The sequence below is a fragment of the Pseudomonas oryzicola genome (assembly GCF_014269185.2).
Classification (GTDB): domain Bacteria; phylum Pseudomonadota; class Gammaproteobacteria; order Pseudomonadales; family Pseudomonadaceae; genus Aquipseudomonas; species Aquipseudomonas oryzicola.
The window spans coordinates 113,414-138,606 of sequence record NZ_JABWRZ020000005.1 but is presented as its reverse complement, the minus strand read 5'-3'; the positions used below and the strand labels follow the sequence as shown (position 1 = coordinate 138,606).

General features: G+C 63.3%; 24 protein-coding genes. 12 read left to right on the top strand and 12 right to left on the bottom strand.

What is annotated here, in order from left to right; genetic code table 11:
• Positions 1-44 precede the first annotated feature (44 nt).
• From dgcA to HU760_RS24225, 3 genes are all read right to left on the bottom strand, one after another.
• Positions 45-2,105 carry a dimethylglycine demethylation protein DgcA gene (gene dgcA, locus HU760_RS24235; protein ID WP_186674964.1) on the bottom strand — a complete coding sequence of 687 codons (2,061 nt, stop codon included), beginning with the start codon at positions 2,103-2,105 and terminating at the stop codon, positions 45-47.
• A 15-nt stretch (positions 2,106-2,120) separates the two neighbouring features.
• Positions 2,121-2,651, bottom strand: coding sequence for a DUF5943 domain-containing protein (locus HU760_RS24230; protein ID WP_087501965.1), 531 nt, complete (start codon positions 2,649-2,651; stop codon positions 2,121-2,123).
• Between the two features lie 77 nt (positions 2,652-2,728).
• Positions 2,729-3,706: a dipeptidase gene (locus HU760_RS24225; protein WP_003257506.1), complete on the bottom strand. Its 978-nt coding sequence runs from the start codon at positions 3,704-3,706 to the stop codon at positions 2,729-2,731.
• A 297-nt stretch (positions 3,707-4,003) separates the two neighbouring features.
• Here HU760_RS24225 and HU760_RS24220 point away from each other — a divergent pair, with 297 nt between their 5' ends.
• Positions 4,004-4,405, top strand: a complete 402-nt coding sequence (locus HU760_RS24220; RefSeq protein ID WP_186674963.1) for a lysozyme inhibitor LprI family protein — start codon at positions 4,004-4,006, stop codon at positions 4,403-4,405.
• Between the two features lie 92 nt (positions 4,406-4,497).
• Here the strand turns inward: HU760_RS24220 and HU760_RS24215 are convergent, their stop codons facing one another.
• Entirely contained in the window at positions 4,498-5,442 is a 945-nt protein-coding gene (locus HU760_RS24215) for a GlxA family transcriptional regulator (protein WP_186674962.1), read from the bottom strand.
• A gap of 145 nt (positions 5,443-5,587) precedes the next feature.
• Here HU760_RS24215 and choX point away from each other — a divergent pair, with 145 nt between their 5' ends.
• The 5 genes from choX to HU760_RS24190 all read left to right on the top strand — a co-directional run bounded on the left by choX (position 5,588) and on the right by HU760_RS24190 (position 9,574).
• The gene (gene choX / locus HU760_RS24210) at positions 5,588-6,532 is read left to right on the top strand and encodes a choline ABC transporter substrate-binding protein (protein WP_186674961.1); all 945 of its coding nucleotides are present in this window, start codon (positions 5,588-5,590) and stop codon (positions 6,530-6,532) included.
• A gap of 122 nt (positions 6,533-6,654) precedes the next feature.
• Complete coding sequence (cdhC, locus tag HU760_RS24205) at positions 6,655-7,539, top strand: 3-dehydrocarnitine:acetyl-CoA trimethylamine transferase CdhC (protein WP_186674960.1); 885 nt, start codon at positions 6,655-6,657, stop codon at positions 7,537-7,539.
• Positions 7,540-7,557: 18 nt separating this feature from the next.
• Positions 7,558-8,523 (top strand): L-carnitine dehydrogenase, encoded by a 966-nt coding sequence (locus HU760_RS24200; RefSeq protein WP_186674959.1) that lies wholly within the window; start codon positions 7,558-7,560, stop codon positions 8,521-8,523.
• 10 nt (positions 8,524-8,533) lie between these two features.
• On the top strand, positions 8,534-9,010 hold the full coding sequence (locus HU760_RS24195; RefSeq protein ID WP_186674958.1) for a thioesterase family protein: 477 nt from the start codon (positions 8,534-8,536) through the stop codon (positions 9,008-9,010).
• Between the two features lie 306 nt (positions 9,011-9,316).
• Positions 9,317-9,574: a hypothetical protein gene (locus HU760_RS24190; protein WP_170027860.1), complete on the top strand. Its 258-nt coding sequence runs from the start codon at positions 9,317-9,319 to the stop codon at positions 9,572-9,574.
• Positions 9,575-9,694: 120 nt separating this feature from the next.
• Here HU760_RS24190 and gbdR read toward each other — a convergent pair whose 3' ends face one another.
• On the bottom strand, positions 9,695-10,801 hold the full coding sequence (gene gbdR / locus HU760_RS24185) for a choline metabolism transcriptional regulator GbdR (protein ID WP_186674957.1): 1,107 nt from the start codon (positions 10,799-10,801) through the stop codon (positions 9,695-9,697).
• Between the two features lie 479 nt (positions 10,802-11,280).
• Entirely contained in the window at positions 11,281-12,657 is a 1,377-nt protein-coding gene (locus HU760_RS24180; protein ID WP_186674956.1) for an L-serine ammonia-lyase, read from the bottom strand.
• Positions 12,658-13,110: 453 nt separating this feature from the next.
• Between HU760_RS24180 and HU760_RS24175 the strand changes: the two genes are divergently transcribed.
• The 3 genes from HU760_RS24175 (at position 13,111) to choV (ending at position 16,163) form a co-directional block, all read left to right on the top strand.
• Positions 13,111-14,058, top strand: coding sequence for a choline ABC transporter substrate-binding protein (locus tag HU760_RS24175; protein WP_170027858.1), 948 nt, complete (start codon positions 13,111-13,113; stop codon positions 14,056-14,058).
• An 81-nt stretch (positions 14,059-14,139) separates the two neighbouring features.
• Positions 14,140-14,988 carry a choline ABC transporter permease subunit gene (choW, locus tag HU760_RS24170; protein WP_170034006.1) on the top strand — a complete coding sequence of 283 codons (849 nt, stop codon included), beginning with the start codon at positions 14,140-14,142 and terminating at the stop codon, positions 14,986-14,988.
• Complete coding sequence (gene choV, locus HU760_RS24165) at positions 14,985-16,163, top strand: choline ABC transporter ATP-binding protein (RefSeq protein WP_186674955.1); 1,179 nt, start codon at positions 14,985-14,987, stop codon at positions 16,161-16,163. The genes choW and choV overlap by 4 nt, the downstream gene beginning before the upstream one ends.
• A 135-nt stretch (positions 16,164-16,298) precedes the next feature.
• Here choV and hisF read toward each other — a convergent pair whose 3' ends face one another.
• The 6 genes from hisF to HU760_RS24135 all read right to left on the bottom strand — a co-directional run bounded on the left by hisF (position 16,299) and on the right by HU760_RS24135 (position 21,282).
• Entirely contained in the window at positions 16,299-17,069 is a 771-nt protein-coding gene (gene hisF / locus HU760_RS24160) for an imidazole glycerol phosphate synthase subunit HisF (protein ID WP_186674954.1), read from the bottom strand.
• A 10-nt stretch (positions 17,070-17,079) separates the two neighbouring features.
• Positions 17,080-17,817, bottom strand: coding sequence for a 1-(5-phosphoribosyl)-5-[(5-phosphoribosylamino)methylideneamino]imidazole-4-carboxamide isomerase (hisA, locus tag HU760_RS24155; RefSeq protein ID WP_170027855.1), 738 nt, complete (start codon positions 17,815-17,817; stop codon positions 17,080-17,082).
• A gap of 27 nt (positions 17,818-17,844) precedes the next feature.
• On the bottom strand, positions 17,845-18,105 hold the full coding sequence (locus HU760_RS24150; RefSeq protein ID WP_186674953.1) for a DUF2164 domain-containing protein: 261 nt from the start codon (positions 18,103-18,105) through the stop codon (positions 17,845-17,847).
• Entirely contained in the window at positions 18,106-18,744 is a 639-nt protein-coding gene (gene hisH, locus HU760_RS24145; RefSeq protein ID WP_170027853.1) for an imidazole glycerol phosphate synthase subunit HisH, read from the bottom strand. It abuts the gene before it with no gap.
• Positions 18,745-19,338, bottom strand: coding sequence for an imidazoleglycerol-phosphate dehydratase HisB (hisB, locus tag HU760_RS24140; RefSeq protein WP_186674952.1), 594 nt, complete (start codon positions 19,336-19,338; stop codon positions 18,745-18,747). It lies immediately after the preceding gene.
• 282 nt (positions 19,339-19,620) lie between these two features.
• Entirely contained in the window at positions 19,621-21,282 is a 1,662-nt protein-coding gene (locus HU760_RS24135) for an OFA family MFS transporter (RefSeq protein ID WP_186674951.1), read from the bottom strand.
• A gap of 328 nt (positions 21,283-21,610) precedes the next feature.
• On the opposite strand from HU760_RS24135, the gene HU760_RS24130 reads away from it, so the two are divergent.
• The 3 genes from HU760_RS24130 to HU760_RS24120 are packed head-to-tail and all read left to right on the top strand — an operon-like array spanning position 21,611 to position 25,181.
• Positions 21,611-23,848, top strand: a complete 2,238-nt coding sequence (locus tag HU760_RS24130; RefSeq protein WP_186674950.1) for an AsmA family protein — start codon at positions 21,611-21,613, stop codon at positions 23,846-23,848.
• Positions 23,845-24,912 (top strand): A/G-specific adenine glycosylase, encoded by a 1,068-nt coding sequence (gene mutY, locus HU760_RS24125; protein WP_186674949.1) that lies wholly within the window; start codon positions 23,845-23,847, stop codon positions 24,910-24,912. Before HU760_RS24130 ends, mutY begins: the two co-directional genes overlap by 4 nt.
• Complete coding sequence (locus tag HU760_RS24120) at positions 24,909-25,181, top strand: oxidative damage protection protein (RefSeq protein WP_003257478.1); 273 nt, start codon at positions 24,909-24,911, stop codon at positions 25,179-25,181. Before mutY ends, HU760_RS24120 begins: the two co-directional genes overlap by 4 nt.
• The last annotated feature ends 12 nt before the right edge of the window (positions 25,182-25,193 follow it).

Here is a 25,193-nt window from a genome sequence, read left to right as displayed (position 1 = left end):
GGGGGCCAATCCCGCCCTCGGGGGCGGTGTTCATGCCGGTGCGATCAGAAGTCCTTGCACAGGCGCAAGGCGTCGTAGATCGCCGCATGCACGTTGCGCTGGGCCACGCAGTCGCCGATGCGGTACAGCAGGTAGCCTTCGCCCGGCTGGCTGAGGATCGGCTGTGGCTTGATGGCGAACAGCGCCTCCACGTCGATCTGGCCCTTGTTGCGCGAACCTTCCTTCAGCGCGTAGTACAGCTGCTCGTCAGGACGCACGCCGTTCTCCACCACCACCTGGTCGACCACGCGCTCTTCCCTGGCGCCGGTGTATTCGTTCTCCAGCACCGCCACCAGCTTGTCGCCTTCGCGGTAGACCTTTTCCAGCATCATGTCGCCGGTCATGATCACTTCTTTCGGATACATGCTGCGGTAGTAGGTCGGGAAGGTAGTACCGCCCATGGCCACGCCCGGCTTGATGTCGTCGGTGACGATTTCCACCTGGCTGCCCTTGTCGGCGATGAAGTCGGCCACCGACATACCGGTGAATTCACAGATGGTGTCGTACACCAGCACGTTCTTGCCCGGTGCCACCTTGCCGTCGAGCACGTCCCAGCTGCTGACCACCAACCCTTCGGCGGCGCCCCAGTGCTCGTTCTGCTCAAGGAACGAATGCCCACCCACCGCCAGCACGATGATGTCCGGGCGCAGGTCCTGGATGGTCGCCACGTCGGCAGCGGTGCCCAGGCGCAGGTCGACCTTCAGGCGCGCCAGCTCCAGCTGGTACCAGCGGGTGATACCGGCGATCTGGTCGCGCTGCGGCGCCTTGGCGGCGATGGTGATCTGCCCGCCGATCTGGTCCTTCTTCTCGAACAGGGTCACATCGTGGCCACGTTCGGCAGCCACGCGGGCCGCTTCCATGCCGGCCGGGCCGGCCCCCACTACCACCACCTTGCGTTTGGCGCCGGTGGTCTTCTCGATGATGTGCGGCACGCCCATGTATTCACGGGAGGTCGCGGCGTTCTGGATGCACAGCACGTCCAGGCCCTGATACTGGCGGTCGATGCAGTAGTTGGCACCGACGCACTGCTTGATCTGGTCGATCTGGCCCATCTTGATCTTGGCGATCAGGTGCGGGTCGGCGATGTGGGCACGGGTCATGCCGACCATGTCCACGTAGCCGCCTTCGAGGATACGCGTGGCCTGGTTCGGGTCCTTGATGTTCTGCGCGTGCAGTACCGGGACCTTGACCACTTCCTTGATGCCTGCCGCCAGGTGCAGGAACGGCTCCGGCGGGTAGCTCATGTTGGGGATGACGTTGGCCAGCGTGTTGTGGGTGTCGCAACCCGAGCCGACCACACCGATGAAGTCGATCATGCCAGTGGCGTCGTAGTACGCGGCGATCTGCTTCATGTCCTCATGGCTGAGGCCGTCCGGATGGAATTCGTCACCGCAAATGCGCATGCCCACGCAGAAGTCGTCACCGACCTCGGCGCGCACGGCCTTGAGCACTTCCAGGCCGAACTTCATGCGGCCTTCGAAAGTGCCGCCCCATTCGTCGGTACGCTTGTTGACCCGCGGGCTCCAGAATTGGTCGATCATGTGCTGGTGCACGGCCGACAGTTCCACGCCGTCCAGGCCGCCCTCTTTGGCGCGGCGTGCCGCTTGCGCGTAGTTGCCGATCACGCGCCAGATCTCTTCCACCTCGATGGTCTTGCAGGTGGCGCGGTGCACGGGTTCACGGATACCCGACGGCGACATCAGGGTCGGCCAGTTGAAGCCGTCCCAGCGCGAGCGACGGCCCATGTGGGTAATCTGGATCATGATCTTGGCGCCATGCTTGTGCATGGCGTCAGCCAGGTTCTGGAAGTGCGGAATGATGCGATCGGTCGACAGGTTGACCGACGACCACCATTCCTGCGGGCTGTCGATGGCGACGACAGACGAGCCGCCGCAGATCGCCAGGCCGATACCGCCCTTGGCCTTTTCTTCGTAGTACTTCACATAGCGGTCGGTCGTCATGCCGCCGTCAGTGGCGTAGACCTCGGCGTGTGCGGTGCTGAGCACGCGGTTGCGGATGGTCAGTTTGCCGATCTGGATCGGCTGGAACATTGCTTCGAATGCCATGACGCTATCTCCGGCTTACAACGGCTTGACGACGAACAGGCCATCTTCGTGGCCTTCTTCCGAACCGCCGTAGACCTGTTCGGCCACGGTGCGGATCGAGCTGCCACGGGCAGCGAGAATCTGGTCCATGGCGCCGGCGAACCAGCCGGTGAACATGTAGTCGACCTTGCGGCCGCACTTGCCATAGACGTACACGAACGCCGAGTGCTTGAGCTTGACGCTGCAGGTACCCTTGTCCAGGTCGATGTCCTGGATCTCGAACAGGCCCCAACCGCGCTGGCTCAGGCGCTTCATGTAGTGCTCGAACACCGCCACGCCTTCCAGGCCATGGCACTCGGCTTCTTTCTCACACCAGTGCCAGGCGGACTTGTAGCCGGCCTTGTAGAGAATCTCGGCGTATTTCTCGGCGCCGAGAACTTCTTCGATACCCATGTGGTTGTTGACGAAGAAGTGGCGCGGTACATACAGCATCGGCAAGGCGTCGCTGGTCCAGACACCGGTCTCGCTGTCGACTTCGATTGGCAATTGCGGGGCGATCTTGGCCATGGAAACTCAACTCCATAAAAATTTTGTTTGGGATGCCCCGGCGTTGCTGGCAGGGGCTTACAGGCTTGGAGAGCGGCTTATTCGCCCCACACGTCCTTGAGGACGTTGACCCAGTTCTCGCCCATGATCTTGCGCACCACGCGCTCGGAGTGGCCGCGCTTGAGCAGGGTTTCGGTGAGGTTGGGGAATTCGCCCACGGTACGGATACCCAGCGGGTTGATGATCTTGCCGAAGTTGGTCAGGCGGCGGGCGTAACCCTTGTCGTGGGTCAGGTACTCGAAGAAGTCCTGGCCGTGGCCCTGGGTGAAGTCGGTACCGATACCGATGGCGTCTTCACCGACGATGTTCATGGTGTACTCGATGGCTTCGGCGTAGTCGTCGATGGTCGAGTCGATGCCCTTGGCCAGGAACGGCGCGAACATGGTCACACCAACGAAACCACCGTGGTCGGCGATGAACTTCAGCTCTTCGTCCGACTTGTTGCGCGGGTGTTCTTTCAGGCCCGACGGCAGGCAGTGCGAATAGCACACCGGCTTTTTCGATTCGAGGATGACTTCTTCGGAAGTCTTGGAGCCGACGTGGGACAGGTCGCACATGATACCGACGCGGTTCATTTCAGCGACGATCTCGCGACCGAAGCCCGACAGGCCGCCGTCACGCTCGTAGCAACCGGTGCCCACCAGGTTCTGGGTGTTGTAGCACATCTGCACGATACCCACGCCCAGCTGCTTGAACACGTCGACGTAGGCGATCTGGTCTTCGAACGCGTGGGCGTTCTGGAAGCCGAAGAGGATGCCGGTCTTGCCCAGCTCCTTGGCCTTGCGGATGTCGGCGGTGGTGCGCACCGGCATGACCAGGTCGCTGTTGTCGCGGATCAGCTTCTGGCTGGCGGCGATGTTGTCGACGGTTGCCTTGAAGCCTTCCCAGACCGAAACCGTGCAGTTGGCCGCAGTCAGCCCGCCTTTGCGCATGTCTTCGAACAGCTCGCGGTTCCATTTGGCAATGATCAGGCCGTCGATGACGATGCTGTCGGCGTGAAGTTCGGCTGGGCTCATCAGGCTGTCCCCTTTTATTGAATAGGTTGGCGCCAAACCTTGTGCCGGCGCTTTGGGGCCAGCATATGCCTGTGCCTGACGGCGCCCCGATGCAAAAACGACAGGGGGTTTGCCGAAAGCGTCAATGCGCGACAACACGCTCGTTCCAGCGCCTTGACTACGCCGTTTGGGGATGAGAGACAGTCTCGATAACGACGTTTTCGAGCGTTTCATGAACATTTGTTCAGGCAGCTACCGCGGCGCCGCCGTCTGAGCGAGAATCCCAGCGATTCGTCAGCCTTGTTGAGGAGAATACGGATGAAATCAATGGCATGGCTGGTACTGCTGGCTGTCGTGTCGGGCGCCCAGGCCGGCGAGGAAGAAAGTACCCCCTGCGACAACGTCGAGAGCGACCAGCAGACCTACGCCTGCGCTGCATTCAACAAGCAGACTGCCGAACGCGAACTGAAAGCGGCGTATGACGACCTGATCCAGCGCATCCATGACCAATATGCCGACGAAGGCGACCAGGCCAACGCCCTGGTCGCGCGCATGGACGCTGCCGAAAAGCTGTGGACGCAGCTGCGTGACGCCGACTGCAAGGTTGAAACCTTTGCCGAGAAGCCCGGTAGCAAGGCATTCCAGGCGGCCTGGGATACCTGCGTGGCGCAGCGCAGCGATGACCGCTCGGAGTATTTGCAGTCCATCGGCCAGCAGTAGTATTTGCGGACCAGGCAGATATTGTTGGGGCCGCTTTGCGGCCCTTTCGCGACACAAGACCGCTACAACGGATGGCGCTTGGCTTTGAACGCTCAAACCACCCGGGCCAGACGATCCTCCCGCGGGCAGCGCTGATAGCGCGCCCGATAGCAGCGGGTAAAGTACGACGCCGATTCGAAGCCACACGCCACCGCTACCTCCAGCACGCTCATGTCGGTCTGGCGCAACAGCTGCCGGGCCTTGTCCAGCCGCAGTCGCAAATAGAACCCACTGGGCGTGTCGTCCAGGTGCAGGCGAAACAGCCGCTCCAGCTGCCGCCGGGTCACCTGCACCACTTCGGCCAGCACCTGGGTGTTGAGCGGCTGTTCGGTGTTGCGCTCCATTTCGCCAATCACCTTCACCAGCTTCTTGTTGCTGATGCCGTAGCGGCTGGCGATCTGCATGCGCTGGTGGTCCTGGCGCTGGCGGATACGCCCCAGCACGAACTGCTCCGACACCTGCACTGCCAGTTCGCTACCGTGGGCTTGCGCAATCAGGTCGAGCATCAGGTCGATCGAGGCGGTACCACCAGCGCAGGTGATCCGCCGCCGGTCGATCTCGAAAAGCTCCTGGGTCGCCTGCAGGTTCGGGTAGTTTTCCTTGAACGCTTCGAGCGCTTCCCAATGCACGGTGGCGCGGTGGCCATCCAGCAGGCCGGCCTCGGCCAGCACCACCGCACCGGTGTCGATGCCGCCCAGTATCACCCCGTCGCGGTCGAGGCGGCGCAGCGCGTGTTGCAGGGCCGGCCCATAGCAGGCCAGGGGGTCGAAACCGGCCACGATCAACAGGACGCCGCCAGGCCCGGCCGCCGTCAGCGCCGCATCGGCGTTTACCGACATGCCATTGCTGGCCTGCACCGCGCCGCCATCCAGGCTCAGCACCTGCCAGCTATACGACGGGCCTTGGAAACGGTTCGCCACCCGCAGTGGCTCCAGGGCGCTGATGAAGCCAATCGCCGAGAAACCGGGCAACAACAGGAAATGGATGATTTGCGGCATTGCATGCTCCACGGCAAAGGTGGTCGCCTCCGTGCAATTGTTGGTCGCCAGGGTGCGATTTTCCACCCTGGCAGCAGCGTAGCGTGTTCACACGGCCCAGAGAGGCCGGCCCTTATAAAAAACGCCCTGCCGATGGAGAGCCACCATGCAACGCTTGATCCGCCGCAGCCTGTTGTCCGTAGCCCTGAGCACTATCGTCGCTTCCCCGCTTTACGCCGCTGAGCCCGCGGCCTGCAAGAACGTCCGCCTGGGCGTGGTCAACTGGACCGACGTCATCGCCACCAGCGCCATGGCCCAGGTGCTGCTCGACGGCCTGGGCTACCAGACCAAGCAGACCAGCGCGTCGCAGCAGATCATCTTCGCCGGCATCCGCGACAAACGCCTGGACATGTTCCTCGGGTACTGGAACCCGATCATGACCCAGACCATCACCCCGTTCGTCGACGCCAAACAGGTCAAGGTGCTCGACAAGCCCAGCCTGGAAGATGCCCGCGCTACCCTGGCGGTGCCCAAGTACCTGGCCGACAAGGGCCTGAAGACTTTCGCCGATATCCACAAGTTCGAAAAGGAGCTGGGCGGGAAAATCTACGGCATCGAGCCAGGCTCCGGCGCCAACACCCAGATCAAGGCGATGATCGCCAAGAACCAGTTCGGCCTGGGCAAGTTCCAGCTGGTCGAGTCCAGCGAGGCCGGCATGCTCGCCGCCGTCGACCGCGCGGTACGGCGCAAGGAGGCCGTGGTGTTCTTCGGTTGGGCGCCGCACCCGATGAACGTGAATATCGACATGGTCTACCTGGGCGACAGCCAGGACGCCCTGGGCCCTGACGAAGGCCGCGCGACGGTCTGGACCGTGACCGCGCCGGACTACGCCGAACGCTGCCCCAACGCCCACCGCCTGCTGGCCAACCTGAACTTCAGCGCCGAAGACGAGAGCCGCATGATGCAGCCGCTGCTCGACCACAAGGACCCGTTGGAATCGGCTCGCCAATGGCTCAAGGATCACCCACAGGACAAGGCCCGCTGGCTTGAGGGGGTGACCACCTTCGACGGCCAGCCGGCGGCGGACAACCTCAAGCTCACCGCCAACTGATCCGGCCCCTTCGCGGGCATGCCCGCTCCCACAGGTACAGCGACACACTCAGGGTCACGTAGATCCTGTGGGAGCGGGCGCGCCCGCGAAAAGCCCAACACAGCTATCACAAGGAACCCACCATGAACCACGACGTCATCATCACCTGCGCCCTCACCGGCGCTGGCGACACTGCCTCGAAAAGCCACCTGGTCCCGGTCACCCCCAAACAGATCGCCGAAGCTGCCGTAGAAGCCGCCAAAGCTGGTGCCACCGTGGTCCACTGCCACGTCCGCGACCCACAGACCGGCCGCTTCAGCCGCGACGTGGCGCTGTACCGCGAAGTCATGGAGCGCATCCGCGAAGCCGACGTGGACATCATCGTCAACCTCACCGCCGGCATGGGCGGCGACCTGGAAATCGGCCCGGGTGAAACGCCGCTGGAGTTCGGCCCGGGCACCGACCTGATCGGCCCGCTGGAACGCCTGGCGCATGTCGAAGCGCTGCTGCCGGAAATCTGCACCCTCGACTGCGGCACCCTCAACTTTGGCGACGGCAATTCGATCTACGTTTCCACCCCGGCGCAACTGCGTGCCGGCGCCCGGCGCATCACCGAACTGGGGGTCAAGGCCGAGCTGGAAATCTTCGACACCGGCCACCTGTGGTTCGCCAAGAAGATGATCAAGGAAGGCCTGCTCGACGACCCGCTGTTCCAGCTGTGCCTGGGCATTCCGTGGGGCGCCCCGGCCGATACCACCACCATGAAGGCGATGGTCGACAACCTGCCGGCCAATGTCACCTGGGCCGGCTTCGGTATCGGCCGCATGCAGATGCCGATGGCCGCCCAGGCGGTGCTGCTGGGTGGCAACGTGCGCGTAGGCCTGGAGGACAACCTGTACCTGGACCGTGGCGTGCTGGCCAGCAACGGCCAGCTGGTCGAGCGCGCGGTAGAAATCATTTCGCGCCTTGGCGCCCGTGTACTTACCCCGGCCGAAGGCCGGGAAAAGATGAACCTCAAACGCCGCTGATCCATTCAGGAGAACAACATGACCTTCATCACCCAGATCAACACCTTCGCTGCCCTGGGTAGCGGCGTGATCGGCAGCGGCTGGGTCGCCCGTGCCCTGGCCCACGGCCTGGACGTAGTCGCCTGGGACCCGGCGCCTGGCGCCGAGCAGGCGCTGCGCAAGCGCATTGCCAACGCCTGGCCGGCCTTGCAGAAGCAAGGCCTGGCGCCGGGTGCTTCCCCGGACCGGCTGAAGTTCGTCGCCACCATCGAGGAATGCGTGCGTGATGCCGACTTCATCCAGGAAAGCGCGCCGGAGCGGCTGGACCTGAAGCTCGACCTGCACGCGAAAATCAGCGCCGCGGCCAAACCCGACGCCATTATCGGCAGCAGCACCTCGGGCCTGTTGCCCAGCGAGTTCTACGAATCGGCCACCCACCCCGAGCGCTGCGTGGTCGGCCACCCGTTCAACCCGGTATATCTGTTGCCGCTGGTAGAGATCGTCGGTGGCAAACGCACCGCCCCCGAGGCCATCGAAGCGGCCAAGGCGATCTACACCGCGCTGGGCATGCGCCCGCTGCATGTGCGCAAGGAAGTACCCGGTTTCATCGCCGACCGCCTGCTTGAGGCGCTGTGGCGCGAAGCCCTGCACCTGGTCAACGACGGCGTGGCCAGCACCGGCGAAATCGACGATGCGATCCGCTTCGGCGCCGGGCTGCGCTGGTCGTTCATGGGCACGTTCCTGACCTACACCCTGGCCGGAGGCGACGCTGGCATGCGTCACTTCATGGCCCAGTTCGGCCCGGCGCTGAAGCTGCCCTGGACCTACCTGCCAGCACCGGAGCTGACCGACAAACTGATCGACGACGTGGTCGAAGGCACCTCGGAACAGCTGGGCGAACGTAGCATCGCCGCGCTGGAGCGCTATCGTGATGACACCCTGCTGGCCGTGCTGGACGCGGTGAAAACCAGCAAGGCCAACCACGGCATGGCCTTCGGCGATTGAGGACCCTGTAATGCCCGCACTGATCACCTACCGCACCCCGGTCCAGGAGGACTGGGTCGACTACAACGGGCATCTGCGCGATGCCTTCTACCTGCTGATCTTCAGCTATGCCACCGATGCGCTGATGGAGCGCATCGGCCTGGATGCCGACAGCCGGGGGCAAAGCGGCAATTCGCTGTTCACCCTGGAAGCGCACATAAACTACCTGCACGAAGTGAAGCTGGGCAGCGAGGTGTGGGTGCAGACCCAGATCATCGGCTTCGATCGCAAGCGCTTGCACCTCTACCACAGCCTGCACCGGGCGGGCTTCGACAAGGCGCTTGCGGCCAGCGAGCAGATGCTGCTGCATGTGGACCTGGCCGGGCCGAAGTCGGCGCCGTTCAGTGAGCGCAGTGTGGGGTTGCTGCAGGGGTTGGTGGATGGGCAGCAGAATGTGCCCCCGGCTGAGTTCCTCGGCCGGGTGATAGCCCTGCCTACGCCAAACTGAGCAGCAACATATGGCCCGCTCCCACAGGTCATGCATTCAGGCAAAAAAATAGCCCCGGGAAGCCGTGAGCAACCGGGGCCAAGAGCGAGCAGCATCCACGTTGCACGAACGAGGGTGACCAAACCCTCCGTTGCGGTAGATGGCTTGAGTTTGCGCAGTTCCCGGCAGTTCGATTTAGCCGGAAACGACCTGTTCTTAGCCAAAGCAGCCATGGCGCCATTCTGTGGTTGCGGGTATGTCGCCAGCGTCACAGAATCGGTCGTAAATCACAGCAGCACTCTCTTAGCGATAAAAGGGACAACAGCCATGATGCATGCGGATTTGATTGACCAGGACGACCTGGCAGGCCACCTGCGCGCGCGCGGGTTCGATATTCCGGCCGGTGCCAGCGCCGAGCAGGCCTGCGAGGCAGTGGTGCGCGGGCTGACCGAGCCCAATGCCCGGGCGCTGAAGGGCATGGTGGAGCAGATGTATACCGGTAGCGCGACGATTCTGCCGGCGGTACGCCAGGCCATCGACAAACAGCTGTTGCCAGCATTGGCGCAGTTCAACCAGCGCGCCTGACCGAACCTTCCTGCACTGGCCTCTTCGCGGATAAATCCGCTCCCACAGGTACTGCACTGAACTTGAAAGCAGTGCAGTACCTGTGGGAGCGGATTTATCCGCGAAGGGGCCAGTGCCGTTTCAGAGCCTTACACTGGCAAAGGTCGACTCGTTGCGCGCCTGGCTCAGGGCAGCCATCGGCCCGCTGTGCGGCGACAAGGTCATGGCCTGCGGGATCGGCATCATGGCCACCTGCTGCGCGGTGTTGGAGCCCACACGCTCGTCACGCGGCGGAATGCCGAAATACTCGCGGTAGCACTTGGAGAAGTGCGGGGTAGACACGAAGCCGCACACCGACGCCACTTCGATGATCGACATCGGCGTCTGCTTCAGCAGCTGCCGGGCGCGGATCAGGCGCAGCTTCAGGTAGTAGCGCGACGGCGAACAGTGCAGGTACTTCTGGAACAGGCGCTCGAGCTGCCGGCGCGATACCGATACGTACACCGCCAGTTCGTCCAGGTCGATCGGCTCTTCGAGGTTGGCCTCCATCAACGCGACGATTTCCTGCAGCTTCGGCTGGTTGGTGCCGAGCATGTGCTTGAGCGGCACGCGCTGGTGGTCCTGTTCGTTGCGAATACGCTCGTAGACGAACATCTCCGAGATCGCCGCCGACAGCTCGCGCCCATGGTCGCGACTGATCAGGTGCAGCATCATGTCCAACGGCGCAGTGCCGCCAGAGCTGGTGAAGCGGTTACGGTCCAGGGTGAACAGGCGAGTGCTCATGTTCACCCGCGGGTAGGCTTCCTGCATGGCCGCCAGGCATTCCCAATGCACGCTGCAATCGAAGCCGTCGAGCAGGCCGGCGCAGGCCAGTGCCCAGCTGCCGGTGCACACCGCACCCAGGCGGCGCGACTGGCGGGCCTGGGCCTGCAGCCAGGTGACGTGCTCACGGGTAACGGTGCGCTGGATGCCCACGCCACCGCAGACGATGACGGTGTCCATCGGTGGGGCGCTGTGCATGGCCGCGTCCGGGGTGATCTGCAGGCCGTCGCTGGCCCACACCTGGCCGCCGTCGACGGTCAGGGTGTGCCAGCGGTACAGCTCGCGACCGGACAACTGGTTGGCCATGCGCAACGGCTCGACCGCCGAGGCCAGCGAAATCAGGGTGAAGTTGTCCAATAGAAGAAACCCGATGGACTGGGGTGCTGTGCGGTTCTGGGTTGGATTCCCGGAGGTGTAGGACGTCATCGCGATTTCTCCTCACACAAATGCAGGGTATGCCTCAGGCGGGCATTCATTTCTTGTTATTACCCCCGCCTCAGGTGCAAGGGGCTTGTTTCAATCTCAACGCAAAGGCCGTGCCGGAAATTGAACGGCCATCCAAAAAAACCTGAAAACGACGCCTTTATTCGGCAAATCAGGTGCTTCGATCGAGTGGGCAAGTATTTGCAAACCGCCGTGCTAGCGCCTTGCGGGTAACGACTGAGCAATTTGGTGACACGCGCAGCGTTGGTTGCCCAGAAACGACACTATTGAGTGTCACCGACAATGCTCGTACTGATAGCGACACCCGACGATCGGACAGCTTAGACCACGCACTGAAACAGGGCGCGGCGCACTTGAAACGTTCAAGGGCCCCATCGCGGATGAATCCGCTCCTACAAGGAATGCATGACCCTGCAGGAGCGGATTCATCCGCGATGAGGCCCTTGAGGGAGCTCAAAGACTCAGCATTCAATGGCGCTGACCGCCAGGCCACCGCGCGAGGTCTCTTTATATTTGTCGTGCATGTCGGCCCCGGTGTCCCGCATGGTGCGGATCACCTGGTCGAGGGAAATGAAGTGCTCGCCGTCACCACGCAAGGCCATCTGCACCGCGTTGATGGCTTTTACCGCAGCAATTGCGTTGCGCTCGATGCACGGCACCTGGACCAGACCGCCAACTGGGTCGCAGGTCAGGCCGAGGTTGTGTTCCAAGGCGATTTCAGCGGCGTTCTCCACCTGCGGCGGCGTAGCACCCAGCACTTCGGCCAACCCGGCAGCGGCCATGGCACAGGCCGAACCGACTTCACCCTGGCAGCCAACCTCGGCACCGGAAATCGACGCGTTCTTCTTGCACAGGATGCCCACCGCCGCAGCGGCGAGGAAGAAGTCGACCACACTGGACTCGTTCACCGCATCGCTGAAGCGCATGTAGTAATGCAGCACCGCAGGAATGATGCCGGCGGCACCGTTGGTCGGTGCAGTGACCATGCGCCCGCCAGCGGCGTTCTCTTCGTTGACCGCCAGGGCGAACAGGTTGACCCATTCCATGGCGCTCATGGTCGAGCCGATCACATTGGGCTTGCCGATCTCCTGCAGATTGCGGTGCAGCTTGGCAGCGCGGCGGCGCACATTAAGGCCGCCAGGCAACGTGCCTTCGTATTTCAAGCCGTTGTTTACACATTCCTGCATGGCCTCCCAGAGCTTGTGCAGGCCAGCGCGAATCTCTTCCTCGCTACGCCAGACCTTCTCGTTGGCCATCATCAATTGCGACACGCTGAGGTCGTTTTGCTTGCACAGACGCAGCAGTTCGGCAGCGCTGTTGAAGTCGTATGGCAGCTCCGTCTGGTCGGCGTCCAGCACGCCGCTGGCGGCCTGGGCGGCATCGACCACGAAGCCGCCACCCACCGAGTAGTAGGTGTCGCGGTGCAGCTCGCCCTGCTCGCCTTCGGCAATCAGGGTCATGGCATTGGGGTGGTACGGAAGGTTCTCGTCCAGCAGCAGCATGTCGCGGGCCCAGACGAACTCGATGGGCAGGCGGTTGTCCAGCAGTAGCGTGCGGGTTTCCCGCAGGTCGGCGATACGCGGCGCGATCTGGGTCGGATCAATGGCGTCAGGCCATTCGCCCATCAGGCCCATGATGGTGGCGTTGTCGGTGCCGTGGCCGACCCCGGTGGCCGACAGCGAGCCATACAGGCGCACCTCGATCCGCTTCACACGCTCCAGCTCGCCGCGTTCGCGCAGGCCCTGGACGAACAGGGCGCCAGCACGCATGGGGCCGACGGTGTGGGAGCTGGAAGGCCCGACACCGATCTTGAACAGGTCGAACACGCTGATGGCCATTGTCGAATCACCTCTTGATGGGCTTGTCTCTGCGCGCCATGCGCAGGGTGCAGCAGCTGCTAGGCTGAAGCAGCGAGCCGCCTTGAATGCAGGCATCATCGGGCTTTTGCCGTGCCCCTCGCCGTCTGCAACCGACGTACTTTTGTCCAGCAGCGCCGCGCTGTTTTTGCATGGGGAGCCAACCTTGCCACGCCGTTTTAGGGCGCCGTGGTGACGCAAAAATGCGCCCAGGGGGATGGAAAAATCCATAAGCGACATCGCCTGTACTGGATACGACCCGTTCCGTACTGGTTACGACCCTACCAGTAGGCGATTGCCCGGCGCTGGAGGATTATCGAAAGCGACTCGTAAAGCACGGCCACGCATCCTGCCCTCTGCAGGCCTGGTCGACCGGACCCTGAGAAAGCCCGGCGACCCACGCGAACCCGAAGACAAATCCACAGGAGTCCATCCATGAAAGGTTCACCATCGCTGTTGCTGGCTGCGTTGCTGTCCGCACCCTTGCTGGCCCAGGCCGCCGAGCCCGAGCAGTGTCAGACAGTACGCTTCTCGGACGTCGGCTGGACCGATATCACGGTCACCACCGCGACCACCAGCGTTGTGCTCGAGGCCTTGGGCTACAAGGCTCACACCACCATGATCTCGGTACCGGTGACCTACAAGTCGCTGGCCACCGGCAAGGACCTGGATGTGTTTCTCGGCAACTGGATGCCGACCATGGAGAACGACATCAAGCAATATCGCGACGCCGGCACTGTAGAAACCGTGCGCGCCAACCTGGAGAACGCCAAGTACACCCTGGCCGTGCCCCAGGCGCTGTATGACAAGGGGCTGAAGGATTTCAGCGACATTCCCAAGTTCAAGAAGGAACTGGACAGCAAGATCTACGGCATCGAGCCCGGCAACGATGGCAACCGCACCATCCAGAGCATGATCGACAAGAACGCCTTCGGCCTGAAGGACGCCGGCTTCAAGATCGTGCAGTCCAGCGAGGCCGGCATGCTGTCGCAGGTCGACCGTGCGCAGAAGCGCGGCGAGGCCATCGTATTCCTCGGTTGGGAACCGCACCCGATGAACACGCGCTTCAAGATGCAGTACCTGACCGGCGGGGACGAGTTCTTCGGCCCCGACTTTGGCAAGGCGACCGTGTTGACCAACACCCGCAAGGGCTATGTGCAGGAATGCAGCAACGTTGGCCAGCTGTTGAAGAACCTGTCGTTCGAGCTCAAGGATGAAAGCACCATGATGGGCTATGTCCTGGACGACAAGATGAAACCCGAGGCGGCCGCCAGGAAGTGGCTCAAGGAGAACCCTGGCAAGCTGGAAGCCTGGCTGGCCGGCGTGACTACCGTGGACGGCAAGCCAGGCCTCGAGGCGGCCAAGGCCAAGCTGACGCAATAACGAAATATGCAATAGCGCTACCCCGGGGCAGGATCGTGTCTGCCCTGGGTTGAGTTCAATCTATGCAGGTGGAAGCTCGCTATCATGCTTATCGATCAGAAAATACCCCTGGGGCAGTACATCGCGTCGTTCGTCGAATGGCTGACCCAGAACGGCGCGAGTTACTTCGACGCCATCGCGCAAGGCCTGGAATTCATGATCCATGGCGTCACCAGTGCCCTGACCTGGTTCAACCCGTTCGTTCTAATCGCCCTGTTCGCCGCCCTGGCGCACCTGATCCAGCGCAAATGGGCGCTGACCGCATTCGTTGCCCTGTCGTTCCTGCTGATCCTCAACCTGGGCTACTGGCAGGAAACCATGGAAACCCTGGCGCAGGTCACCTTCGCCACAGTGGTGTGCGTGGCCATCGGCGTGCCGCTGGGCATCGTCGCCGCGCACAAGCCGATGTTCTACACCGCCATGCGTCCGGTACTCGACCTGATGCAGACGGTACCCACCTTCGTCTACCTGATACCCACCCTGACCCTGTTCGGCCTGGGCGTGGTGCCGGGGCTGATCTCGACCGTGGTGTTCGCCATCGCCGCACCGATCCGCCTCACCTACCTGGGCATCTGCGACGTGCCGCAGGAGCTGATGGACGCCGGCAAGGCGTTTGGCTGCTCGCGCCGCCAGCTGCTCACCCGTATCGAACTGCCGCACGCGATGCCGAGCATCGCCGCCGGCGTAACCCAGTGCATCATGCTGTCGCTGTCGATGGTGGTGATTGCCGCCCTGGTCGGCGCCGACGGCCTGGGCAAACCTGTGGTCAACGCACTGAACACCGCTGATATCTCCCTGGGCTTCGAAGCGGGCCTGGCGATCGTGCTGCTGGCGATCATGCTCGACCGTATCTGCAAGCAACCGGACCTGCCGGTAAGGGGTGAAGCATGAGCATCATTCGATTCGAAGACGTCGACGTCATCTTCTCCAGCAAGCCGCGCGAGGCGCTGGCGCTGCTCGACCAAGGCAAGACCCGCGAGCAGATCCTCAAGGAAACCGGCCTGGTGGTGGGTGTCGAGAAGGCCAACCTGGACATCCAGAAGGGCGAGATCTGCGTACTGATGGGCTTGTCCGGCTCCGGCAAGTCGAGCCTGCTGCGCTGCATCAACGGCCTCAACACCGTCAGCCGCGGCAAGCTGTTCGTCGAGCACGAAGGCAAACACATCGACATTGCCCACTGCACCCCGGCCGAGCTGAAGATGATGCGCACCAAGCGCATTGCCATGGTGTTCCAGAAGTTCGCCCTGATGCCCTGGCTGACAGTGCGCGAGAACATCAGCTTTGGCCTGGAAATGCAGGGCCGCCCTGAAAAGGAACGGCGCAAGCTGGTTGACGAGAAACTCGAACTGGTGGGCCTGACCCAGTGGCGCAACAAGAAACCGGACGAACTGTCTGGCGGCATGCAGCAGCGCGTGGGCCTGGCCCGGGCGTTGGCGATGGATGCCGACATCCTGCTGATGGACGAACCGTTCTCGGCACTCGACCCGCTGATTCGCCAAGGCCTGCAAGATGAGTTGCTGGGCCTGCAGGCGAAGCTGAGCAAGACCATCGTGTTCGTCAGCCACGACCTGGACGAGGCGTTGAAGCTGGGTAGCCGCATCGCGATCATGAAGGACGGGCGAATCATCCAGTACAGCAAGCCGGAAGAAATCGTGCTGAACCCGGCCGATGAATATGTGCGGACCTTCGTCGCCCATACCAACCCGCTAAACGTGTTGTGCGGCCGCAGCCTGATGCGCAGCCTGGACAAGTGCAAGCGGGTCAACGGCTCGGTGTGCATCGATCCTGGCATCGACTCGTGGCTGGACCTTGGCGAAGGTGGCTCGATCAAGCGTGCACGCCAAGGGCAGAACGGGCTTGACCTGCAGAACTGGGCACCCGGGCAGGATGTGGAGCTGCTGGGCCGCCGCCCAACATTGGTCAATGCCGATATCGGAATGCGCGAGGCGCTACAGATTCGTTATCAGACCGGCAACAAGCTGGTGTTGCAGGACAACGACAAGGTGGTTGGGATTCTTGGGGATACCGAGCTTTACCATGCCTTGCTCGGCAAGAACCACGGGTGATGCAATTGGGGCCGCCTTGCGGCCCATCGCGGCTGAAGCCGCTCCTACAGGGACCGCGCAAGCCTGGAAATTTGCACGATCCCTGTAGGAGCGGCTTCAGCCGCGATGGGCTGCAAAGCAGCCCCAATGACTATTTCAGCGAACGACGATGCCGCGCGAAGCCATATAGGCCTTGGCTTCCGGCACTGTGTACTCACCGAAGTGGAAGATGCTGGCCGCCAGCACCGCACTGGCATGCCCTTCCAGAATGCCGTCAGCCAGGTGCTGCAGGTTACCCACCCCCCCCGACGCAATCACCGGAATACCCAGCGCATCGCTGATCGCGCGGGTAACGCCCAGGTCGAAGCCGCTCTTCATGCCGTCCTGGTCCATGCTGGTCAGCAGGATCTCGCCAGCCCCCAGGCCTTCCATCTTCTTCGCCCACTCCACCGCGTCCAGCCCGGTCGGCTTGCGCCCGCCATGGGTGAAGATTTCCCAGCGCGGTGCTTCACCCGGCCCGGACACTTTCTTGGCATCGATGGCGACGACGATGCACTGCGAACCGAAACGGTCCGCCGCCTCGCCGACGAACTCCGGGTTGAACACCGCGGCCGTGTTGATCGAGACCTTGTCGGCACCGGCATTGAGCAGGTTGCGGATGTCCTGCACGGTGCGCACGCCACCGCCCACGGTCAGCGGGATGAATACCTGGCTGGCCATGCGTTCGACGGTATGCAGGGTGGTGTCGCGGCCATCGACGCTGGCGGTGATGTCGAGGAAGGTGATTTCATCGGCACCTTGCTCGTCGTAGCGCCGGGCGATTTCCACCGGGTCGCCGGCATCACGGATGTTCTCGAACTTGACGCCCTTGACCACCCGGCCGTTGTCCACGTCCAGGCAAGGGATGATGCGCTTGGCCAGTGCCATGGTTCAGTCCTCAGCCTTGGTAGTTGTCGCAGAAGGCCTGGGCCTCGGCAACATCGAGGGTGCCTTCGTAGATGGCACGGCCGGTGATGGCGCCGATGATGCCCGGGGCCTTGGCGTCCAGCAGGGCCTTGATGTCGCCCAGGTTGTGGATGCCGCCCGAGGCGATCACCGGGATCGCGGTGGCTTCTGCCAGTGCCTTGGTGAAGGGCACGTTGCAGCCCTGCATCATGCCGTCCTTGGCGATGTCGGTGTAGACGATCGCCGAGACGCCATCGGCCTCGAAACGCTTGGCCAGGTCGATGACCTGCACCGAGCTGACTTCGGCCCAGCCGTCGGTGGCGACGAAGCCGTCCTTGGCGTCCAGGCCAACGATGACCTTGCCCGGGAAGGCCTTGCACGCTTCGGCAACGAACTCAGGCTGCTTGACCGCCTTGGTGCCGATGATCACGTAGCTGACGCCGGCCTTGACGTAGTGCTCGATGGTTTCCAGCGAGCGGATGCCACCACCGATCTGGATCGGCAGGGTCGGGTAGCGCTTGGCAATGGCGGTAACCACTTCACCGTTGACCGGCTGGCCTTCGAAGGCGCCGTTGAGGTCAACCAGGTGCAGGCGGCGGCAGCCACCCTCGACCCACTTGGCGGCCATGCTCACCGGGTCGTCGGAAAATACCGTGGAGTCTTCCATGCGGCCCTGGCGCAGGCGCACGCAGGCGCCGTCCTTCAGATCGATAGCGGGGATAATCAGCATCTTGGGAACCTGTCTGTTCTTGGGGTTTCAGGGCTTCTCGAGCGCCCACAGATCGCTTTCGATGCTGTCGAACCGCTCCTTGAGGTGCAGCTGAACATCGGCAATCGCCCTGTTGTAGTAATGGGGTGCAATTTCCTTGCTGAACACATCGAGGACCTCGGCCACCTCGAACGAGCCCAACGTCAACTCGAAGCGGTCTTCGAGGAAGCGCTTGAGCGTGTCGAGCGCGGCGCGCTCCTGCTCGGGGGCCAGGGTGATGACTGGGGCCTTGGTCTTCGATCTGCTCATTTACCAGCGCCCGTCCCAGGCGACGAAGTTTTGCAGCAGCTGCAGGCCATGGGTATGGCTCTTCTCCGGGTGGAACTGCACGGCAAAGCGCGAGCCATCGGCCAGCGCCGCGGCGAAGTCGACGCCGTAATGGCCGCGACCGACCACCTGGGCCGGCTTGCCGGCATCGATGTAGTAGCTGTGCACGAAATAGAAGCGCGCACGGTCGGGGATGTCATGCCACAGCGGGTGGTGGTTGGTCTGGCCGACCTCGTTCCAGCCCATGTGTGGCACCTTCAGGTGCTCGCCGTCTTCCTTGAGGTCCTTGCCGAAGAAGCGCACCTGGCCAGGGAACAGGCCGATGCAGTCGACACCGTCGTTTTCTTCGCTGTGCTCCAGCAGGGCCTGCATACCTACGCAGATACCCAGGAACGGGCGGTCCTGGCTGACTTCGCGTACCAGGCTGTCGAAGCCCAGGCGACGGATTTCAGCCATGCAGTCGCGAATCGCACCCACACCCGGGAACACCACGCGGTCGGCCTCGCGGATGACCGCAGCGTCGCTGGTGACCAGTACCTTGCCGGCACCTACATGCTCGAGCGCCTTGGCCACCGAGTGCAGGTTGCCCATGCCATAGTCGATTACGGCTACCGTCTGCATTTACAGGCACCCTTTGGTGGAAGGCATCTGCCCGGCCATGCGCTCGTCGAGGGTGATGGCCATGCGCAGGGCGCGGCCAAATGCCTTGAACACGGTTTCGATCTGGTGATGGGTGTTGTGGCCACGCAGGTTGTCGATGTGCAGGGTCACCAGAGCGTGGTTGACGAAGCCCTGGAAGAACTCCTGGAACAGGTCGACATCGAAGCCACCGACCGTGGCGCGGGTGTAAGGCACATGCATCTGCAGGCCCGGGCGACCGGAAAAGTCGATGACCACGCGCGACAGCGCTTCGTCCAGCGGCACGTAGGCGTGGCCGTAGCGGAAGATACCCTTCTTGTCACCGATGGCCTGGGCGAATGCCATGCCCAGGGTGATACCGACGTCTTCGACGGTATGGTGATCGTCGATATGCGTGTCACCCTTGCACTCGATATCCAGATCGATCAGCCCATGGCGGGCGATCTGGTCCAGCATGTGTTCAAGGAAAGGCACACCGATATCGAATCGGGCCTTGCCGCTGCCATCGAGGTTGATCGAGCACTTGACCTGGGTTTCCAGGGTGTTGCGCTCGACGGACGCCTTACGTTCAACCATCACCAGCTCCGCAAAATCATTGGGCGAAAAGGGCTTCATTATAGGCCCAGAACGCGCCCGCTTGAAACGCGGATGACATATGGCATGGCGAGCAATTGCGGGGCCTGATTACTGCTACAGGTCTATACAACCGAATGATCTGGGGCGGCCTTGCAGCCCATCCCCGGCAGGCCAGCTCCCACAGCGACTGCACATGGCTCGAAGCCGATGCGCTCGAAGCGGGAGCAGGCTTGCCGGCGATAGGGCCGGTACAGCCAGCAAATCAGCCGGCCGCACAACTCATCAATGGAACAGCACCGCCGTCTTCTGCAGGGTAATCCACACGCCCCAGGCCAGCGGTACAACCACCACAGCCCAGGCCAGCAGCACCAGCGGCAGGCTGCCCGGCGCTGCCTTCCACTCCAGCGACTGCATGCCATCGGCACCCTTGTCGTGGCTCAGCGCTCGCTCGGCGGCCAGTTCGGCATCGCTCATGAAGTACTTGTCGGCTACCGGGCGCACCAGCATGTTGCAGACAAAGCCCAGCACCAGCAGGCCGGCAAGGATGTAAAGTGTCATGTCATAAGCCGCGGCACGTTCCACCCCGGCAGCCAGCTGATATTCGCGCAGGTAGGTGATCAGCACCGGCCCCAGCACGCCCGCCGCCGCCCAGGCGGTCAGCAGGCGACCGTGAATGGCACCGACCATCTGCGTGCCGAACAGGTCGGCCAGGTACGCGGGCACGGTGGAGAAGCCACCGCCGTACATCGACAGGATGATGCAGAACGCCGCCACGAACAGCGCTACGTTACCCAGGTGGCCCATGTTCGGTACCAGGCTGTACAGGCCAACCCCGAGTGCGAAGAAGGCGAAATAGGTGTTCTTGCGGCCAATGTAGTCGGAGAACGACGCCCAGAAGAACCGCCCACCGATGTTGAACAGGCTCAGCAGGCCGGTAAAGCCGGCAGCGATCGCGGCAATCTGCGCCAGCTGGGTGCTGTTCAGCTCGCTGAAGCTCAGGCCATTGCCCAGCAGCTTGCCGGCGAACACTTCCTGCAGCAGCGGCGAGGCCATGCCGAGAATGCCGATACCGGCCGACACGTTCAGGCACAGCACCAGCCAGATCAGCGCGAACTGCGGAGTTTTCCAGGCCACGCTGACGTGCACGTGCCGGTCGGTGACCATGGTGTTGCCGGCTTTCTTCAGCGGCGCAGTGAAGCCTTCAGGCTTCCAGCCGGTCGGAGGCACGCGATACGCCAAAGCACCGGCAGTCATGAACACGAAGTAGATCGCCGCCATGGCCACGAAGCTCTGCCACACCCCTACTTCCTGCGCGTTGCCGAAGTGCCCCATCAGCGCAGTCGCCAGCGGTGCACCTACCATGGCGCCGCCGCCAAAGCCCATGATCGCCATGCCGGTGGCCATGCCGCGTTTGTCCGGGAACCACTTGATCAGGGTCGAGACCGGCGAAATGTAGCCCAGCCCCAGGCCGATACCGCCAATTACACCGGAGCCCAGCCACATCAGCCACAGCTGGTGGGTTTTCACACCCACGGCCGAGATCAGCATGCCGCCACACCAGCACAGCGCCGACACCAGCCCGGCCTTGCGCGGGCCGGCGTGTTCCAGCCAGCCGCCCAGCACCGCTGCCGAGCAACCGAGGAAGACGAAGAACAAGGTGTAGATCCAGCTCAGCATCGAGATTGGCCAGTCGCATTCGGCGCTGAACATGCGGGCCATGAAGCCCATGTCCGCCGCGCAGGCGACGGGGGCGGTGATGCCGAGGGCTTGCGATAAAGGTAGCCAGAACACCGAGAAGCCATAGGCCATGCCGATGCACAGGTGAATGGCCAGGGCGGCCGGCGGAACCAGCCAACGGTTGAAGCCCGGACGGGCGATGATGCGCTCCTTCGACAGGAAGCCAGGCGCACTGGCCAAGGTCCCCGCCGCGACGGTACTGCTCATGAATCGGATCCTTCTTATTAGGGAGAGTGCAGGCAAAGCGGCGCAAGGTTAGCAGCATGCAGCGGCATGAAGGCAATCTGATATTGCATATTTTTGCGCGGCTGAAACGGTCATGCCGCCCGTACGAAGGCCCTGTCGCTGGCACGCCAGCTCCCACAGGGCCAGTACAGGCGGCACATGTGGAACTGGCAAAATCATGGTGGTCGAAAGCCTTACCCTCTGATGCACACGTAGGAAATGCCCTGTATCTCTTGTCGAATACGCAGGGACAACCACTGCGGCGCTATACTCTGGCGCTTGAATTTCAAACGACTACAAGGACTCGCCCATGAAAGCGTTCGGCAAAATCCTGGGACTTGGGCTTCTCGGGTTGCTGCTGATCATCGTGGCGCTGGGCTTCGCCCTGACCCACCTGTTCGATCCCAACGACTACAAAGACGAGATTCGCCAGCTGGCGCGCGACAAGGCGCACGTCGAGCTCACCCTCAATGGTGATATTGGCTGGAGCCTGTTCCCGTGGCTGGGCCTGGAGCTGCACGAAGCAAGCATCGCCACCTTGAACAAACCCAAGGAGCCGTTCGCCGACCTGCAGATGCTCGGTTTGTCGGTGCGAGTGCTGCCACTGCTGCGCCGCGAAGTACAGATGAGCGACGTGCGCGTCGAGGGCCTGAACCTGACCCTGGCCCGTGACGAGCAAGGCCATGGCAACTGGGAAGACATCGGCAAGCCGTTGCCCGCAGAAAACGCCGGCGCACAGGCCAATGCCCCGGCCCAGGCACCCGCCGAACAGCAGCCGGCACCGGCAACCAGCAACGACCGCGCGGTCAAGCTGGACATCGACAGCCTGACCGTGAACAACGCCCGCGTGCAGTACACCGATGCCAAGACCGGCCACAGCTACAGCGCCGAGAGCATCCAGCTGAGCACCGGCCCGGTCCACGAAGGCGCGAACATTCCGCTCAAGGCCAGCGCCTTCCTCAGCGCCAGCCAGCCGAACATCAAGGCCCGCACCGAGCTGGCCGGCGAGTTGCGCTTCGACCGCAAACTCAAGCGCTACAACTTCGAAGACATGCGCCTGTCGGGCGAAACCTCGGGCGAGCCAACCGGCGGCAAGACCGTGACCTTCGCCGCGCAGGGCCAACTGCTGGTCGACCTGGGCGCCAATGTCGCCTCGTGGAGCGGCCTGAAAGTATCGGCCAACCAGCTGCGCGCCCTGGGCGAGCTGAACCTGCGTGACCTGGACAAGGCACCCCAGCTCAGCGGCGGCCTGTCCATCGCCCAGTTCGACCTGCGCACGTTCCTCGACAGCATTGGCCGCCCACTGCCGGCCAGCAACGACCCGGCAGCCTTCTCCAGGCTGGAAATGGTCACCCGCCTGCAAGGCACGCCGAACAGCCTGGCCCTGGAAGACCTGGCCGTGAAGCTGGACGACAGCACCTTCACCGGCCGCGTGGCCGTCGAGGATTTCGCCAAGCAAGCCCTGCGCCTGCAGCTCAAGGGCGACAGCTTCGACGCCGACCGCTACCTGCCGGCCAAGAGCGAGCAGGCCAAGGGTGCCACTGCCGCGCGCCAGGCCGAGGTCAAGCAGCAGGAAGCCAGCGCGGTCGCCGGCGCCGGCACCACGCCGCTGCCCAACGCCCCGACCCAGGTGGCCTGGAGCGACGACAAGCTGTTGCCGGTCGACCGCCTGCGCGCCCTCGACCTGCAGGCCGACCTGGCCTTCGGCGCGCTGACCCTGGATAAACTGCCGATCACCGATGCCCAGCTCAAGGCCATCGGCCAGGGCGGCCTGCTGACCCTGCAAACCCTGCGTGGCGGGCTGTACAACGGCACGTTCGAGGCCAAGGGTACCGTCGATGTTCGCCCTGCCGTGCCGCAACTGGGCGTCAACACCAACATCCAGCGGGTACCCGTGGAGCACTTCATCAAGACCGAGGGCAAGGAACAGCAGCCGCCGGTCAAAGGCCTGCTGACCCTGAACAGCGACCTGACCGCCACCGGCAACAGCCAGAAGGCGCTGGTCGATACCCTTAATGGCAACGCCAATTTCGTCATCAACGACGGCGTGCTGGTCAATGCCAACCTGGAACAGCAACTGTGCCAGGCCATCGCCACGCTCAATCGCAAAACGCTCAGCGGCGAGCCACGCGGCAAGGACACCCCCTTCCAGGAGCTGCGCGGCAGCCTGGTGGTACGCAATGGGGTCGCCAGCAACCCGGACCTCAAGGCGCGCATCCCGGGCCTTACCGTCAACGGCCAGGGTGACCTGGACCTGCGCGTGCTGGGCATGGACTACAAGGTCGGCGTGATTGTCGAAGGCGACCAGCGCGCCATGCCCGACCCGGCCTGCCAGGTCAACGAACGCTATGTGGGCGTGGAAGTGCCACTGCGTTGCCGCGGCCCGCTGGAGCTGGGCGCCAAGGCCTGCCGCCTGGACCAGGACGGCCTGGGCAAGGTTGCCGCCAAGCTGGCCGGCAACCGCCTGCAGGAAAAGATCGATGAAAAACTCGGAGACAAAGTGAGCCCGGAAGTGAAAGACGCGCTCAAGGGGCTGTTCAAGCGATGACCCCAGAGCAGTTCTCCAGCGCTGTGCTGGATTGGTATGACGAGCACGGCCGGCACGACCTGCCCTGGCAGCAGGGCATCACCCCGTACCGGGTGTGGGTGTCGGAAATCATGCTGCAGCAGACCCAGGTCAGCACCGTGCTCAACTACTTCGACCGCTTCATGCAGGCCCTGCCGACCGTGCAGGCCCTGGCCGAAGCGCCAGAGGACGAGGTGCTGCACCTGTGGACCGGCCTGGGCTACTACACCCGGGCGCGCAACCTGCAGAAAGCCGCGAAGATCGTGGTCGCGCAGCATGGCGGTGAATTCCCGCGCAGTGTCGAACAGCTCACCGAGCTGCCCGGCATCGGCCGCTCCACCGCCGGCGCCATCGCCAGCATCAGCATGGGCATCCGCGCACCGATCCTCGACGGCAACGTGAAACGCGTGCTGGCCCGCTACACCGCCCAGGCTGGCTACCCTGGCGAGCCCAAGGTGGCCAACCAGCTGTGGGCCACGGCCGAGCGTTTTACCCCGCAGCAGCGCGCCAACCACTATACCCAGGCGATGATGGACATGGGCGCCACGCTGTGCACCCGCAGCAAGCCCAGTTGCCTGATCTGCCCGCTGCGGCGCGGCTGCGAAGCGCACCTGCACGGCGAAGAAACCCGCTACCCGGAACCCAAGCCACGCAAGGCGCTGCCACAACGGCGCACGCTGATGCCGCTGCTGGCCAACCACGAAGGCGCCATCCTGCTTTACCGCCGCCCGTCCAGCGGGCTGTGGGGTGGCTTGTGGAGCCTGCCGGAACTGGACGACATCGCCCAGCTCGACGACCTGGCCTACCAGCACGGCCTGCGCCTGGCCGAAAGCCGCGCCATGGACGGCCTGACCCATACCTTCAGCCACTTCCAGCTGGCGATCGAGCCCTGGCTGGTGCGCGTCGACCCGGTCGGCCAGCACGTGGCCGAGGCCGACTGGCTCTGGTATAACCTCGCCACCCCGCCGCGCCTGGGCCTTGCCGCCCCGGTGAAAAAGCTGCTCAAACGCGCGGCCGACGAACTGATTGCAGGAGACGCCCGATGACCCGCACCGTGATGTGCCGCAAGTACAAAGAAGAACTGCCAGGCCTGGAGCGCCCGCCCTACCCTGGCGCCAAGGGCCAGGACATCTTCGAACACATCTCGCAGAAGGCCTGGGCCGACTGGCAGAAGCACCAGACCATGCTGATCAACGAAAAGCGCCTGAACATGATGAACGCCGAGGACCGCAAATTCCTCCAGGGCGAGATGGACAAGTTTTTCGCCGGCGAAGAATACGCCCAGGCGGAAGGCTACGTGCCGCCCTCGGAATGACCCCACGGAACG

What these genes read in the sequence shown, in the direction of transcription:
- hisB (WP_186674952.1), bottom strand. Translation starts at nt 19,338, where the DNA reads ATGGTTGAACGTAAGGCGTCCGTCGAGCGCAACACCCTGGAAACCCAG.
- HU760_RS24180 (WP_186674956.1), bottom strand. Translation starts at nt 12,657, where the DNA reads ATGGCCATCAGCGTGTTCGACCTGTTCAAGATCGGTGTCGGGCCTTCC.
- HU760_RS24190 (WP_170027860.1), top strand. Translation starts at nt 9,317, where the DNA reads ATGATGCATGCGGATTTGATTGACCAGGACGACCTGGCAGGCCACCTG.
- hisA (WP_170027855.1), bottom strand. Translation starts at nt 17,817, where the DNA reads ATGCTGATTATCCCCGCTATCGATCTGAAGGACGGCGCCTGCGTGCGC.
- hisF (WP_186674954.1), bottom strand. Translation starts at nt 17,069, where the DNA reads ATGGCACTGGCCAAGCGCATCATCCCTTGCCTGGACGTGGACAACGGC.
- HU760_RS24215 (WP_186674962.1), bottom strand. Translation starts at nt 5,442, where the DNA reads ATGCCGCAAATCATCCATTTCCTGTTGTTGCCCGGTTTCTCGGCGATT.
- choX (WP_186674961.1), top strand. Translation starts at nt 5,588, where the DNA reads ATGCAACGCTTGATCCGCCGCAGCCTGTTGTCCGTAGCCCTGAGCACT.
- HU760_RS24150 (WP_186674953.1), bottom strand. Translation starts at nt 18,105, where the DNA reads ATGAGCAGATCGAAGACCAAGGCCCCAGTCATCACCCTGGCCCCCGAG.
- dgcA (WP_186674964.1), bottom strand. Translation starts at nt 2,105, where the DNA reads ATGGCATTCGAAGCAATGTTCCAGCCGATCCAGATCGGCAAACTGACC.
- mutY (WP_186674949.1), top strand. Translation starts at nt 23,845, where the DNA reads ATGACCCCAGAGCAGTTCTCCAGCGCTGTGCTGGATTGGTATGACGAG.
- HU760_RS24175 (WP_170027858.1), top strand. Translation starts at nt 13,111, where the DNA reads ATGAAAGGTTCACCATCGCTGTTGCTGGCTGCGTTGCTGTCCGCACCC.
- HU760_RS24200 (WP_186674959.1), top strand. Translation starts at nt 7,558, where the DNA reads ATGACCTTCATCACCCAGATCAACACCTTCGCTGCCCTGGGTAGCGGC.
- HU760_RS24130 (WP_186674950.1), top strand. Translation starts at nt 21,611, where the DNA reads ATGAAAGCGTTCGGCAAAATCCTGGGACTTGGGCTTCTCGGGTTGCTG.
- hisH (WP_170027853.1), bottom strand. Translation starts at nt 18,744, where the DNA reads ATGCAGACGGTAGCCGTAATCGACTATGGCATGGGCAACCTGCACTCG.
- HU760_RS24225 (WP_003257506.1), bottom strand. Translation starts at nt 3,706, where the DNA reads ATGAGCCCAGCCGAACTTCACGCCGACAGCATCGTCATCGACGGCCTG.
- cdhC (WP_186674960.1), top strand. Translation starts at nt 6,655, where the DNA reads ATGAACCACGACGTCATCATCACCTGCGCCCTCACCGGCGCTGGCGAC.
- HU760_RS24120 (WP_003257478.1), top strand. Translation starts at nt 24,909, where the DNA reads ATGACCCGCACCGTGATGTGCCGCAAGTACAAAGAAGAACTGCCAGGC.
- HU760_RS24220 (WP_186674963.1), top strand. Translation starts at nt 4,004, where the DNA reads ATGAAATCAATGGCATGGCTGGTACTGCTGGCTGTCGTGTCGGGCGCC.
- HU760_RS24230 (WP_087501965.1), bottom strand. Translation starts at nt 2,651, where the DNA reads ATGGCCAAGATCGCCCCGCAATTGCCAATCGAAGTCGACAGCGAGACC.
- HU760_RS24195 (WP_186674958.1), top strand. Translation starts at nt 8,534, where the DNA reads ATGCCCGCACTGATCACCTACCGCACCCCGGTCCAGGAGGACTGGGTC.
- gbdR (WP_186674957.1), bottom strand. Translation starts at nt 10,801, where the DNA reads ATGACGTCCTACACCTCCGGGAATCCAACCCAGAACCGCACAGCACCC.
- HU760_RS24135 (WP_186674951.1), bottom strand. Translation starts at nt 21,282, where the DNA reads ATGAGCAGTACCGTCGCGGCGGGGACCTTGGCCAGTGCGCCTGGCTTC.
- choV (WP_186674955.1), top strand. Translation starts at nt 14,985, where the DNA reads ATGAGCATCATTCGATTCGAAGACGTCGACGTCATCTTCTCCAGCAAG.